General features: G+C 38.4%; 11 protein-coding genes and 1 pseudogene. 9 read left to right on the plus strand and 3 right to left on the minus strand.

Annotated elements, in window-relative coordinates:
• The first annotated feature begins 120 nt into the window (after positions 1 to 120).
• The 6 genes and pseudogenes from argC (at position 121) to AAV96_RS04485 (ending at position 5,711) form a co-directional block, all read left to right on the plus strand.
• Entirely contained in the window at positions 121 to 1,170 is a 1,050-nt protein-coding gene (gene argC, locus AAV96_RS04465) for an N-acetyl-gamma-glutamyl-phosphate reductase (protein ID WP_046738451.1), read from the plus strand.
• 81 nt (positions 1,171 to 1,251) lie between these two features.
• Positions 1,252 to 2,001 (plus strand): DUF6776 family protein, encoded by a 750-nt coding sequence (locus tag AAV96_RS04470; RefSeq protein WP_046738452.1) that lies wholly within the window; start codon positions 1,252 to 1,254, stop codon positions 1,999 to 2,001.
• A gap of 19 nt (positions 2,002 to 2,020) precedes the next feature.
• On the plus strand, positions 2,021 to 2,434 hold the full coding sequence (gene clpS, locus AAV96_RS04475) for an ATP-dependent Clp protease adapter ClpS (protein WP_171249118.1): 414 nt from the start codon (positions 2,021 to 2,023) through the stop codon (positions 2,432 to 2,434).
• Positions 2,435 to 2,862: 428 nt separating this feature from the next.
• Positions 2,863 to 2,949: pseudogene (locus AAV96_RS17910) on the plus strand (ATP-dependent Clp protease adapter ClpS); the annotation flags it as partial.
• Positions 2,950 to 3,063: 114 nt separating this feature from the next.
• The gene (clpA, locus tag AAV96_RS04480; protein WP_046738453.1) at positions 3,064 to 5,349 is read left to right on the plus strand and encodes an ATP-dependent Clp protease ATP-binding subunit ClpA; all 2,286 of its coding nucleotides are present in this window, start codon (positions 3,064 to 3,066) and stop codon (positions 5,347 to 5,349) included.
• On the plus strand, positions 5,349 to 5,711 hold the full coding sequence (locus tag AAV96_RS04485) for a YnfA family protein (RefSeq protein WP_005294514.1): 363 nt from the start codon (positions 5,349 to 5,351) through the stop codon (positions 5,709 to 5,711). Before clpA ends, AAV96_RS04485 begins: the two co-directional genes overlap by 1 nt.
• Positions 5,712 to 5,765: 54 nt before the next feature.
• Here the strand turns inward: AAV96_RS04485 and AAV96_RS04490 are convergent, their stop codons facing one another.
• On the minus strand, positions 5,766 to 7,340 hold the full coding sequence (locus AAV96_RS04490) for an ATP-binding cassette domain-containing protein (protein WP_046738454.1): 1,575 nt from the start codon (positions 7,338 to 7,340) through the stop codon (positions 5,766 to 5,768).
• Positions 7,341 to 7,958: 618 nt separating this feature from the next.
• Here AAV96_RS04490 and AAV96_RS04495 point away from each other — a divergent pair.
• Positions 7,959 to 8,993 carry a 3-deoxy-7-phosphoheptulonate synthase gene (locus AAV96_RS04495; protein WP_046738455.1) on the plus strand — a complete coding sequence of 345 codons (1,035 nt, stop codon included), beginning with the start codon at positions 7,959 to 7,961 and terminating at the stop codon, positions 8,991 to 8,993.
• A gap of 67 nt (positions 8,994 to 9,060) precedes the next feature.
• Here the strand turns inward: AAV96_RS04495 and AAV96_RS04500 are convergent, their stop codons facing one another.
• Together AAV96_RS04500 and AAV96_RS04505 are read right to left on the minus strand one after the other, a co-directional pair.
• Positions 9,061 to 9,963, minus strand: coding sequence for an alpha/beta fold hydrolase (locus AAV96_RS04500; RefSeq protein WP_046738456.1), 903 nt, complete (start codon positions 9,961 to 9,963; stop codon positions 9,061 to 9,063).
• Positions 9,963 to 10,523, minus strand: coding sequence for a PadR family transcriptional regulator (locus tag AAV96_RS04505; protein WP_004662266.1), 561 nt, complete (start codon positions 10,521 to 10,523; stop codon positions 9,963 to 9,965). Before AAV96_RS04505 ends, AAV96_RS04500 begins: the two co-directional genes overlap by 1 nt.
• 125 nt (positions 10,524 to 10,648) lie before the next feature.
• Between AAV96_RS04505 and AAV96_RS04510 the strand changes: the two genes are divergently transcribed.
• The gene (locus AAV96_RS04510; RefSeq protein ID WP_046738457.1) at positions 10,649 to 12,673 is read left to right on the plus strand and encodes an NADPH-dependent 2,4-dienoyl-CoA reductase; all 2,025 of its coding nucleotides are present in this window, start codon (positions 10,649 to 10,651) and stop codon (positions 12,671 to 12,673) included.
• A gap of 72 nt (positions 12,674 to 12,745) precedes the next feature.
• Entirely contained in the window at positions 12,746 to 13,162 is a 417-nt protein-coding gene (locus tag AAV96_RS04515; RefSeq protein ID WP_046738458.1) for a nuclear transport factor 2 family protein, read from the plus strand.
• The last annotated feature ends 6 nt before the right edge of the window (positions 13,163 to 13,168 follow it).

The raw sequence follows: 13,168 nt of genomic DNA on the forward strand, positions 1-13,168 counted from the left end.
ACTAAATCAATTCCTCAAGTTGTAACTTAGAAATGCTATATAACTTATAGGGTTATGGATTGTAGAAATGGCGCCAAACTGCCATACTACAACCACTATTTATAGTTTGAGGTAGAGCACGTGATTTCTGTTGGCATCGTCGGTGGAACTGGATATACAGGCGTCGAATTATTACGTCTTTTATTAAGGCATCCACAAGCCCAAGTACGTGTTTTAACATCTCGAACTGAAGCAGGAAAACGTGTTGCAGATATGTTTCCAAGCTTAAGAGGTCACACCGATTTAGAGTTCTCTGATCTTGACCTAGATGCATTAAAGCAGTGTGATGTTGTTTTTTTTGCAACGCCACATGGAGTTGCAATGCAACATGCGGAAGAGTTGATAGCTTCTGATGTTAAAGTAATTGATCTTGCTGCAGATTTTCGATTGCAAAATTTATCTGAATTTGAAAAATGGTACGGCATGCAACATAGCTGCCCAAGCGTATTAGTCGATTCAGTGTATGGTTTAACTGAACTAAATCGTGAAAAAATTAGAGCAGCTCAAGTGATTGGTAATCCCGGTTGTTACCCTACAACAGTACAGTTGGGTTTAGCTCCTCTACTAAAAGCTTCAGAAAAATTGATCAATCCGCAAAGTATTATCATCGATGCAAAGTCTGGTGTTTCGGGCGCAGGTCGCAAAGCTAGTTTAGGCATGATTTACAGTGAAAATGCTGACAATTTTAAAGCTTATGGTGTAGCTGGACATCGTCATCATCCGGAAATTGTTGAAGCTTTAGAAAACATTTCAGGTGAAAAGGGGCAATTTAATCATCTTATTTTTGTTCCACATCTTGTACCGATGATTCGTGGTATGTTGAGTACAATTTATGTCGATTTAACTGAGCAAGCTCAGAATATAGATCTACAAGCATTGTATGAGCGTTTCTATGAAAATGAACGTTTTGTTGATGTAATGCCAGCAAATAGTTCGCCTGAAACACGTAGTGTGCGAGGTGCAAATGAGCTACGTATTGCTTTATATCAACCTCAACCAAATAAATTAATTATATTAGTTGCGCAAGATAATTTAGTGAAAGGTGCAGCAGGTCAAGCGATTCAAAATATGAATTTAATGTTCAATTTTGATGAGGCTGCGGGTTTAGAAGGTATTGGTTTATTACCATAAAAAACGCTTTTTTACTTCCCACACATTTAAATTTGGATTTAAATGTGTGCTTTGATGTAAATCATAACGATAGAGATGATGATGGAAAACGCTGAACCGACTACTTCACCAGAAAGTTCCGTTAAAAAAAATAAATTCCTCAAGACGAATTTGCCATTAGTGATTGCTGCTACATTACTGATTGGTAGTAGTTTTATGTTGGGATATACTGTTGGTCATCGTCAAGGTTTGACTGTTGTTGGTTATGATGCCGATGCTGAACAACTTGTCGATGTTGTACAAAAGCAAAAGTCAGCCTTGGATTCAGTAAGTAAAAGCTTAAATGCTGCTGTTCAAGAACGAGATATGGCAGTCAGTAATGCTGATGAGTTATTTAAAGGTATTAATCAAGCCAATGCTGATAAAACTCAGTTTGAAAGTATGAATACCATTTATCGTGAAATTTTAAGACAACGTGGTGGTGTTAGCTTAACTGTACAAAATTTAGCGATTAAATCTTTACCAGAAAATGCTTTTGAATATCAACTTGACTTGGTTCAAGTGAACCCAAATAAACGCCGAGCTGTTGGTAGTGTTGAGTTACGGTTAATTAAAGATACAGAAGTTCTGGTTGTACCATTAGAAGATGCCAATTTTAATTTCGATGATTTTGAACGGTTGACTGGGCGCTGGACCATGCCTAAAGGTTTCACACCTCAGTTCATTGAAGTTCGTTTATCTGGTTCACCTACACCAGTGATTAAACGCTTTAGTTGGCAACGTGGTCAACCTGTTGATGTGAGTTCTGCTTTTGTATCAGAAATTCCTCAAGCTGAAGCAAATGCCCAATAAAATTTAGTAAGAACTGGATATGCGAAGATATAAACGTCAAATGAATTTAAGTGAAGTGAAAAATGCCTTTCATCAATCTGGATATGTCGATTGGCACTTAAATCCACGTTTAAGTGGCTCGCAAGAGGATCATGATGGCGAGGTCATTGTTCAGACAGCACCACCTGAATTAAAAAAACCGCCACTATACGCTGTTGTTTTACTGAATGATGATTACACACCAATGGATTTTGTTATTGAGGTACTACAAAGTTATTTTGGAATGAATCTTGATCAAGCAAGTCAGGTGATGTTGACGGTTCATTATGAAGGCAAAGGAACAGCAGGTATTTATCCACGTGATATTGCAGAAACAAAAGCGAATCAAGTGAATAACTTTGCCCGATCTCAAGGCCATCCATTATTGTGTCAGATCGAACCTGAGCAGCGTTAAGAAAAGCAACGCTTTTTAGCTGCGTAAGACGAGCAACTGTGTTGCGAGTAACAGCTTTGAGATCAGGAATTTATTCGACCTGCAGCTATACTGTGAGTGAAGGCGTTAAGAAAAGCAACGCACTTGCGTAATTTCATTCCACATGTGTGAGACTTTGCGTTATGGTTGGCTCATATGTGGTGAGTAATAGTGTTAAGAAAGTAAAGCTATCTTTTTTGTTGTGATTTAAGTGCTAAATCAACACATATATTGTTTTGTGCTAAAAATATGAATCAATATACTGACTATCTTTATATTCAACCTATACATGATTTGTTAGGCTTTAACTAAGATCATATCATATTAAAATTTCTCATAGGTTTAATACGGTTTCATAAATAAAGAACAGATTTGCTGTCTTTTTGAGCGATTAGGGGAGTCTTATTCTCTTTGTAATCGAAATTTTACAACAATACTTTGTTTTGAATCTTGACCAAGATACTCAAGTAATGCTAACTGTAGATTATGAAGTAAAGTGTTGTTGTAAACGTATACTAGATAACGCTTTATAGCCTCAGACAAACCAAGTTAATACCAGCTTTATTCTAATATTATCTTTTTAGATAAAGCACAAAATATAAGGGGGTTACATGCTCAGTCGTCAATTAGAAGTATCGTTACGTTTGGCTGTTAGCATGGCTCGTCAAAAGAGACATGAGTTTCTGACAGTTGAACACTTGTTGCTTGCTTTACTTGATAATGATTCAGCAGTCAATGCGTTAAAAGCATGTGGTGCTGATATCGTTACCTTGCGTAAAGAATTAGAGGAATATGTAGAGCAACATACCCCAAAACTTGGTGATAATAGTGAACAAGCACCTCATCCAACAGAGAGCTTCGATCGAATTTTACAACGTGCAATTTTCCATGTTCAATCGAGCGGCGGTGACCGTACGGTTGAAGGTGCAGATGTTTTAGTTGCAATGTATTCAGAACGAGATTCGTTCGCGGTTTATTTACTTAAACGTCATCAAATTAACCGTTTAACTTTGACTCAATACCTATCTCATGGCACTCGTAAAGATGAGATTCAAGTTGAAGAAGAAGTTGAAGATATTGAAGGCGAAAGTGCAGCTTCAGCAAATGCTGGGCCACTTGAGCAATATACGCTTAACTTAAATATCGAAGCACAAAAGGGAAAAACTGATCCATTAATCGGACGTGAAAAAGAAATTGAGCGTGCAGCACAAATTTTATGTCGCCGCCGTAAAAATAATCCGTTGCTTGTTGGTGATCCGGGTGTAGGTAAAACCTCGATTGCGGAAGGCTTGGCGTGGTTGATTGTTAACGGCAAGGCACCGAAACCACTTGCGAATGCTGAAGTTTATAGCTTAGACATTGGTGCTTTGGTTGCAGGGACTAAATATCGTGGTGACTTTGAGAAGCGTTTAAAACAATTGTTGAATGCTTTAAAGAAGAATCCAAATGCGATCTTATTCATTGATGAAATTCATATGATTATTGGTGCAGGCTCAAGTATGGGCAGCACTATGGATGCATCGAATTTAATTAAGCCTGCATTAGCGAATGGTACTTTGCGTTGTATTGGTTCGACGACATTCCAAGAGTATCGTCAGGTATTCGAGAAAGACCATGCTTTATCACGTCGTTTCCAAAAAATTGATGTGAATGAACCAAGCATCGGTGAAACGATTGAAATTTTACGTGGTTTGAAAAGCAAGTTCGAAGATTTCCATCATGTTGAATATGATGATAAAGCTCTCGTTGCTGCTGTTGAGTTGTCAGCTAAATTTATCAATGATCGTTTTTTACCAGATAAAGCGATTGATGTGATTGATGAAGCTGGTGCACAACGCCGTTTGAAAGCTGAAGTCGATGGTACAACCATCTCTGTTGAAAATATCGAAGACATCGTTTCTAAGATTGCACGTATTCCACCGAAAACAGTATCTAAAGATGACAAGTCTGTACTTGAGAATTTGGAGCGTGATCTTAAACGTGTTGTATTTGGTCAAGATGAAGCGATTACAGCACTTGCATCAGCGATCAAATTATCTCGTGCAGGCTTGAAAGCACCAGATAAACCAGTGGGAAGTTTTGTCTTTGCAGGTCCAACAGGTGTGGGTAAAACCGAGGTTACGAAACAACTGGCGAAATTGCTCGGTGTAGAATTGGTTCGTTTCGATATGTCTGAATATATGGAACGGCATGCGGTTTCTCGCTTGATCGGTGCACCTCCAGGCTATGTTGGATATGATCAAGGTGGTTTGCTGACAGATGCGATTCATAAAAATCCGCATTGCGTACTGTTGCTTGATGAAATTGAAAAAGCACATCCTGATGTATTCAACTTGTTGTTACAAGTCATGGATCATGGTGCTTTAACAGACAACAATGGTCGTAAGTCTGATTTTAGAAATGTGATCATTGTTCTTACGACCAACATCGGCGCAGAAAGTATTGTTCGCGCAAGTATTGGTTTCACTGAACAAGATCATAGTACTGACAATCAGGATGCAATGAAACGTGCATTCTCGCCTGAATTCCGTAACCGTTTGGATGGTGTGATTCAGTTTAAAGCACTTCCAACTACGATTATCGATTCAGTTGTAGATAAATTCTTGACTGAGTTGCAAGCACAACTCGATGAGAAACAAGTGGTACTTGATGTTGATCAAAGCGCTCGCGATTGGTTATCAGCTAATGGTTATGACCGTCTGATGGGTGCTCGTCCAATGCAACGTCTGATTCAAGAGCATTTGAAAAAGCCACTTGCTGAGATGATTTTATTTGGTGAGCTTGCTGAGCATGGTGGTAACGTTGCGGTTTCTGTGAAAACAGAAAATGGCAAAGACGTTGGTTTAAAATTGGAAGTATTTGAAGATCATATTAACCCGAGTGCTGAACCTGCTTAATGTTTGAACTCTCTTTCTCGATAACCCAAGTACTTAAAGTATTTGGGTTATTTTTCGTCACAGCAATAGCTGAAATCTTAGGTTGTTATTTTCCTTATTTAATTTTGAATCAAGGAAAGTCGCATTGGTTATGGGTTCCTACGGCTTTAAGCTTAGCAGTTTTTGTTTGGTTACTGACTTTGCATCCTGCGGCATCAGGTCGTATTTATGCAGCCTATGGCGGGATTTATATTTTTACTGCCCTAATGTGGTTGCGTTATGTCGATCAAGTCATGCTAACGCGTTGGGATATTTTAGGTGGGATCGTTGTTCTTTGTGGTGCTTGTCTAATTATTTTGCAGCCGCAAGGTTTGGTTCGTTAAATGGAAATCAGCATGGTGCGCATTGTTACCATGCTGATTTATAGCCACAAAGGCTTAACTTAATAGATAACTTTCATTGATTCCGCATTCTTTAACAAAATTTTCATCATGCGACACCAATATCACTGCACCATGAAAAGAGTGAATGGCTTGGGCGAGTAACTCACGCGATTCAATATCGAGATGATTTTCTGGTTCATCCAAAAGTAAGAGCTCAACAGTCTGTTGTTTCAACCCAATCAAAGCGACTTTTAAACGTTCGCCACCACTTAAATTGCTTAGAGAGCTGAGCGCCTTATCTCTACGGATTTGTAGGTTTCCTAAGCGTGTACGTGCTTGTTGCTCAGTCAGATTTGGATCAATAGCACATAAATATTCAACAGCAGATATATTTTCATCGAGTAATGAAAGATTCTGATCCAGATAAATAGAACTTACTTTGCAATAAATTTCTCCTGCAAGCGGAGAAGTTAAACCTTGAATGGTTTTCAGTAAAGTGGATTTACCCGTACCATTTGCACCGCTTAAATGTAATTTATCTCCCGCAGTCATCGCTAGATCAATAGGTTTAGTTTCGACATAAGCAAGTTTTAATTGCTGGCAACGTAGGATTTCTCCTGATTTACCAATGGTATGAGTAAACTCAAAAGATTGGGTTTTATGATGTTCAAGTTGGGTTTGCTTCTGCTGTAATTCATCTTTTGCATCTGAAAGTTGTTTACTCTGTTGTTTACGTAGGTGAGAAAGAGATTGCTCGGACTGTTCTTTCTTGGCATCCAATAAGATGGGGGCTTGAGAGCCAGAAGCCCTTATTTTTTCACCTACTTTTTTACGCTTTTGCGCTTTCATTTGGCTTTGATGTTGCTGCCCCTTGAGTTGTTTCAGCTCACGTTTCTCTTGCGATACAGCGTGTGATAATGCTTCGACTTGTGCTTGATACTGTTGTTGATACAGTGCGTAGTTACCACCGTAATAATGCATGCCAAACTGATTGAGCATAAAAATACCTTGTACATGCGCTAAAAGCTGTCGGTCATGGCTAATGATGAGTCCACCTGTAGGATGTTGAACCATTTGATCGATTAACCATTGTCGTCCTTGGGCATCCAGATGATTACTTGGTTCATCCAAAAGCAGATAATGATCTTTCAATAGGAATAAACGACAAAGGGCAAGTTTGGTTTTTTGGCCCTCACTCAAATTTTGAGTAGGGGTATCTAGTGCTGTAGGTAAATCTGCACTTTCTAAAAGTTGCTGCCATTCTGTGGGTAAGTGCCAAAGATGTTCGACTAGATCGTAATCCGTAAATGATGCGGTCCCTTGTTTAATACGTTGAAAGCATAGATATAAATCGTCAACATCGAGGGCTTGAGCAATGGTATTGGCTTGGACTCGCTGGAGTTGAGCAAGATGCTGATGTGGGCATTGCCAAGAGATTTGACCTGCATAGGGCAGTTGTGATGCTGTTTGTTCTTGCAAAAGAGACATCAATAGCGATTTCCCTTGACCATTACGTCCGATCAGTCCTGTAAACTGATGTAAAGGAAGTTGGAAATTCAGATGGTCAAACAATTTCTGCTGGGCTAATTCGAGTGATAAGTGTGAAACAATACATGCCTGTTGAGTCATAAGAAACCTCATAAACAGGATATGCAAAATAGCAAGATCGAGATAAATTTTAGAATGACAATCGCTAAACGATAGATAAGTCTATTTTGCACATCAAAAAGAAAAAAGAACTTTGATGATGGAAATAGAACTTACTTCATTGGCGTGATCTCGAATTGGTTTATTTTTCAACTATTCTATGGATGAAAACACGAAAGGTCAAATTTTACTATTTTGAAGTTTTGATTAAAAAAGATAAAAAGTGCTTGTCAAATGCTGAAATAGTGCGTAATTTAAAGGTTAGGAACAGTTTTTTAGATATTTGAAATAAACATGTTAAAGCATACTGTAAACACAAACGCATACTTTTATTTTTGGCAATATATGTAGTTGCCTGATGCGTTTCGGGCAGCAAAAAAGGGTTGCCCAACCAGTTAATACCTGATCGGCAACACCGATCAGGTTTTTTTATGCTTTAACAATCATGATTTTAGGAGAAATACCATGCATACATTCAATTATTCATATTTTAGCAAGATTTCTTGGTTTTACTTTGCAAAAAAATCAACATCACTTAGATCACACTTGCTCAAATAAATGATAGGACTGCGAAGAAGGTCAGTCCAAAGGAATTGAAAAATGAATGCTTTAAATACTGCTTTGACACAATCAACACATACAAAAGAATCAATGCTTAGCTTGCCATCACGACTCAAAGCACAGTATCCCCTGTCTGCAACTTTAGCGCAGCAAATTTCAAAACATCGTCAAACGATTCAGAATATCTTATCAGGACATGATCATCGCTTAATGGTGATTACGGGTCCTTGCTCGATTCATGATCCTATCGCAGTACTCGAATATGCTGATCGCCTCCAACAACTACAAGAACAGGTAAAAGATCAAATATTCTTGGTGATGCGTGCATATATTGAAAAGCCGCGCACTACCGTGGGCTGGAAAGGTTTCTTATATGATCCAAATTTAGATGGATCATCAGATTTACAACTCGGTTTAGAAAAATCTCGTGCGCTATACTTACAACTCATCGAAAAAGGCTTGCCGATTGCCAGCGAAATTTTAAGCCCAATGGCAACAGGCTATTTTGATGATTTACTGGCTTGGGGTGCAATAGGTGCGCGTACCAGTGAATCACAAATCCATCGTGAAATTTCTAGCCATATGCCGTACAGTATTGGCTTCAAAAATGGTACAGATGGTTCAATCCAAATTGCTTTGGATGCGATTCAGTCTGCACTGCATGGTCATCAATTCTTAGGTATGACTCAACAAGGCTTACCTGCAATTTTGCATAGCAATGGAAATCCTTTACCACATTTGATTTTACGTGGTTCAAATCATGGAACTAATTATGATTTGGCTTCGATCCAAGCCATGCACTTTAAACATAAGCATTTGCCTGCGTTAGTAATTGATTGTAGTCATGGGAATAGTGGTAAAGATCCATTACAGCAGCCGAATGTTTTAAAGCAAATCATTGCAGAACGTACTGAGTCGAAAGTTCGTGGTGTGATGATTGAAAGTCATTTGGTTGATGGCAATCAAAAGATTTCTTGCGATATGACATATGGGCAATCAGTAACCGATGGTTGTTTAGGTTGGGATAAAACGGCGCAAGTGTTGTTGGATGTTGCTGAGCAGATGCGAAAGTAAAATTTATTTAAAAAAGCCAATCAGCGATGATTGGCTTTTTGCTATTCAGGCTTAACTATTCTAAAGATTATAGATTAAGAAATTGGCTAATCTCTTGGGTAAATTTTCTTGGCTCAGTAATTAGAGGCGTATGTCCAGAACGTTCGAAATAAACAGTTTTTGCATTTGCTAAACTGTTGGCTACGATGGTTTGTCCTGTTTCTGGGTACAATGAAGATTCACGACCGATGAAGAAGGTAGTCGGGCAAGTGATATGGCTAAGTGCTTCTCGATAATCTTCGTCATGATTTAAATAATTTTCAACATACCAAAGTAAGTAATCAAGACGTTGAATAGGCAATAAGTATTTTTGTAATAATGGACGATTTAAAGCAATTTTAAAAATTTTAGGACTATATGTATTGCTGCTTTGTAGCTCAATAAACGCTCCCCATAAACTGACTAGCTTAAAACGTATTTCTTTAGGTAAATCTTCCAGTATTACAGCGTTTTTGTATTCCAATAATAAAGTCTGAATATCAAAGAGTAAGTTTTTAAATTGCAAATGTTTCTGACCAAATAGCCCATATTGCCAAGTTTCATCGACCGAAATCTTGGGTGTTTGATCGATATGTAAATAGGCTTTGAGTTTTGACCCTAAATCGCCATGTTTCATACCATGCATTGCAGTTGTTGCCCCCATGGAATAACCCATCAGGATAAATTGATCTAATTTTAGTTGTTTAATGAGTGCATCTATATCATTCCAATGACTCGAAATGGCATCGGTATTTGGTATAGCACAATCTTTTGAACCACCAAAACCACGCCAATCTGGAATAATAAATTCGTATTTTTTGCGACTCGCAAATAAAAAAGGAAGCCATTGCCAACTTTGCATACCTAGTCCTGAGAGTACGAGTACAGGTTCACCTTCACCCACACGACGTACAAATAATTTTTCTTGGTCAGGCATGGTATAAAACGGCATTATTTTTCTCCAATTTCGTTTGTTTGTTCGAACTTTTTAAGCTGAGGAATCATTTGTTCTAACCATCTTATCCATTCGATTTCTTTAATGATACCGAGTTCCAGAATCATTTTATGAATAAATAAGACACGATTAGTAGGTTCATTATTCTTAAAGTCTTTGTCATGGATTGTTTGATAAAGACTAAGTTTTTCTTTATGAAGCTCTAGATGTCGTTCAAGTTCAGGCAAAATATTATTGCCGCCAAGCTGTGCTTCTGCTCTTAATCTGACCATGAGGTCATCACGGAGTTGAGCAGGTTCGCTCTGTTGTTCAATCCATGACGCAAGTTGTATTCTTCCAAGTTGTTCAACTTGATAAGTTTTTTTACGGCTATTGGCAGCTTGTTCTTCTAATGTAGAAATCCATCCTTTTTTCAGCATTCCATTGAGTTCGCGGTAAATTTGCTGATGAGTCGCGTTCCAAAAGAAGCCCATTGAACGGTCAAAACGACGAGCTAAATCAAAACCTGTACTTGGTTTCTCTAATAAGCTCGTCAATAAAACATGGGCAAGTGACATGATGATCCGTAATAAAAAAATGACTCATCAGAATTATGCAATATGTTGCATAAAAATCAAATCTTGTTTATAACTTTATGCAACAAGTTGCATTAGCAAGCAGATTGCTAGCCAAAGGAGAAAACATGTCAGCTTATCCACATTTATTACAACCACTTGACTTGGGTTTTACCACATTAAAGAACCGTGTGCTTATGGGCTCTATGCATATTGGTTTAGAGGAAGCACCTCAAGGCTATGAACGTATGGCTGCATTTTATGCGGAACGTGCCAAAGGTGGTGTAAGTCTGATTGTAACTGGCGGTGTTTCTCCAAATGATGATGGCGTTGTATTTGCGCATGGTACAAAATTAGATACAGTCGAAGAAGCTGAAAAGCATAAAGTTGTTACTCAAGCTGTACATGATGCTGGTGGAAAGATCGCAATGCAAATTTTGCATACAGGGCGTTATTCTTATCAAGCAAACAATGTTGCGCCATCAGCGATTCAAGCACCAATCAACCCAATTAAGCCAAAAGCTCTCAGTTCAGCAGAAGTTCAGCAAACGATTGATGATTTTGCAAACTGTGCCAAGCTTGCACAATATGCAGGTTACGATGGCGTTGAAATCATGGGTTCAGAAGGTTACTTGATCAATGAATTCATTGCTGCTCGTACTAACCACCGTGATGACGAATGGGGCGGGAGTTATGAAAATCGTATCCGCTTTCCTATTGAAATCGTTAAACGTACTCGTGACTTAGTTGGCGAAAACTTTATTATTATTTATCGTTTATCGATGCTTGATTTAGTCGAAGGTGGTTCAAGTTTAGAAGAAGTTGTACAACTTGCTAAAGAAATTGAAAAAGCAGGTGCAACAATTATCAATACAGGGATTGGTTGGCATGAAGCGCGTATTCCAACGATTGCAACGAAAGTACCGCGTGCTGCATTTACATGGGTAACTGAAAAGCTAAAAGGCTCAGTTTCAATTCCGTTAATCACATCGAACCGTATCAACACACCTGAAATGGCGGAACATGTACTGGCTTCAGGTCATGCAGATATGATTTCGATGGCTCGCCCAATGTTGGCTGATGCCGATTTTGTATTGAAAGCGAGTGAAGGTCGTAGTGATGAAATCAATACGTGTATTGGTTGTAACCAAGCATGTTTAGATCATATTTTCTCGATGAAGATTGCAACATGCTTAGTCAATCCACGTGCATGTTATGAAACTGAGCTGATTTTTAAAGAAACAAATGCAATAAAAAATATTGCAGTAATTGGTGCAGGTCCAGCGGGTCTAAGTTTTGCAACGTATGCAGCAAGTCGCGGCCATAAAGTTAAAGTGTTTGATTCAAATAATCAGATTGGTGGTCAGTTTAATATTGCTAAGACCATTCCTGGTAAAGAAGAGTTTTATGAAACTTTACGCTATTTCAAACGTCAGATTGAGTTACAGCCAAATATTGAGCTAGTACTTAATCATACAGTGGCTTATGAAGAACTCAGCCAAGCTAATTATGATGAGATTGTTGTTGCAACAGGAGTAACACCGCGTCAATTACAATTTGAAGGTATTGATCATCCAAAAGTATTGAGCTACATCCAAGTATTAAAAGAGCGTGTTCCAGTCGGTAAGCGTGTTGCGATTATTGGTGCTGGTGGTATTGGCTTTGATACAGCGGAGTATTTAACCCATGAAGGTGATAGTGGTAGTTTGAACCCTGAAAAATTCTATGCGGAGTGGGGTATTGATACGAGCTATGCCCATGTAGGTGGTTTAAAGCAACCTGAGCTAGAGAAATCTGAACGTGAGATTTACTTATTACAACGTAAAACAGCAGCTGTTGGTGCTGGATTAGGTAAAACGACTGGTTGGATTCATCGTACAGGCTTAAAACATCGCGATGTGAAAATGATTGCTGGTGCAAGTTACGACAAAGTGGATGATCAAGGTTTACATATTACCGTAGATGGTCAGACCACAGTTTTAGACGTTGATAATGTTGTGATTTGTGCTGGTCAAGAATCATATACAGCAATGTTCGATCAACTTAAAGCAGATGGTAAGAATGTTCACTTGATCGGTGGTGCGAAAGAAGCGGGTGAATTAGACGCTAAACGTGCGATTCGTCAAGGTGCTGAGTTAGCAGCAGTTCTATAAGTAAAAGACGAGACATTCTCTATGTTAAGAGAATGTCTCAAACTTCACTAGCTAAAATATAAGGAAATTACAATGACAATCGAAACAACCAAGCAAGCGCTAGAAAAATGGCATCAGATGATCAAAACAGGTGACCTTTCAAATTTAAATGAGTTATTAGCTGACGATGTGGTATTTCGTTCACCTGTTGCTTTTAAGCCTTATGAGGGAAAACATGTAGTTTTCTTCATTTTAACGAATGTGATTCAGGTGTTTGAAAACTTTACTTATCACCGTGAGTTCTACACTGAAGATGGTGAAAATGTCGTGTTGGAGTTCAGTGCTAATGTAAGTGGAAAATCGCTTAAAGGTATTGATATGATTCGTTTTAATGCACAAGGAAAAATCATTGATTTTGAAGTGATGATTCGTCCAATGAGTGGTTTGGCAGCTTTAGCAGAAAAGATGGGTGCACGATTCGCACAATATCAGCCAAACGCATCTCAGTAAAATAGC

This window comes from Acinetobacter sp. AG1 (assembly GCF_001005525.1).
Lineage (GTDB): Bacteria > Pseudomonadota > Gammaproteobacteria > Pseudomonadales > Moraxellaceae > Acinetobacter > Acinetobacter modestus.

Excerpts from the sequence above, each read along its gene's own strand:
- AAV96_RS04470 (WP_046738452.1), top strand. The coding sequence starts at position 1,252 with ATGGAAAACGCTGAACCGACTACTTCACCAGAAAGTTCCGTTAAAAAA.
- clpS (WP_171249118.1), top strand. The coding sequence starts at position 2,021 with ATGCGAAGATATAAACGTCAAATGAATTTAAGTGAAGTGAAAAATGCC.
- clpA (WP_046738453.1), top strand. The coding sequence starts at position 3,064 with ATGCTCAGTCGTCAATTAGAAGTATCGTTACGTTTGGCTGTTAGCATG.
- AAV96_RS04485 (WP_005294514.1), top strand. The coding sequence starts at position 5,349 with ATGTTTGAACTCTCTTTCTCGATAACCCAAGTACTTAAAGTATTTGGG.
- AAV96_RS04490 (WP_046738454.1), bottom strand. The coding sequence starts at position 7,340 with ATGACTCAACAGGCATGTATTGTTTCACACTTATCACTCGAATTAGCC.
- AAV96_RS04495 (WP_046738455.1), top strand. The coding sequence starts at position 7,959 with ATGAATGCTTTAAATACTGCTTTGACACAATCAACACATACAAAAGAA.
- AAV96_RS04500 (WP_046738456.1), bottom strand. The coding sequence starts at position 9,963 with ATGCCGTTTTATACCATGCCTGACCAAGAAAAATTATTTGTACGTCGT.
- AAV96_RS04505 (WP_004662266.1), bottom strand. The coding sequence starts at position 10,523 with ATGTCACTTGCCCATGTTTTATTGACGAGCTTATTAGAGAAACCAAGT.
- AAV96_RS04510 (WP_046738457.1), top strand. The coding sequence starts at position 10,649 with ATGTCAGCTTATCCACATTTATTACAACCACTTGACTTGGGTTTTACC.
- AAV96_RS04515 (WP_046738458.1), top strand. The coding sequence starts at position 12,746 with ATGACAATCGAAACAACCAAGCAAGCGCTAGAAAAATGGCATCAGATG.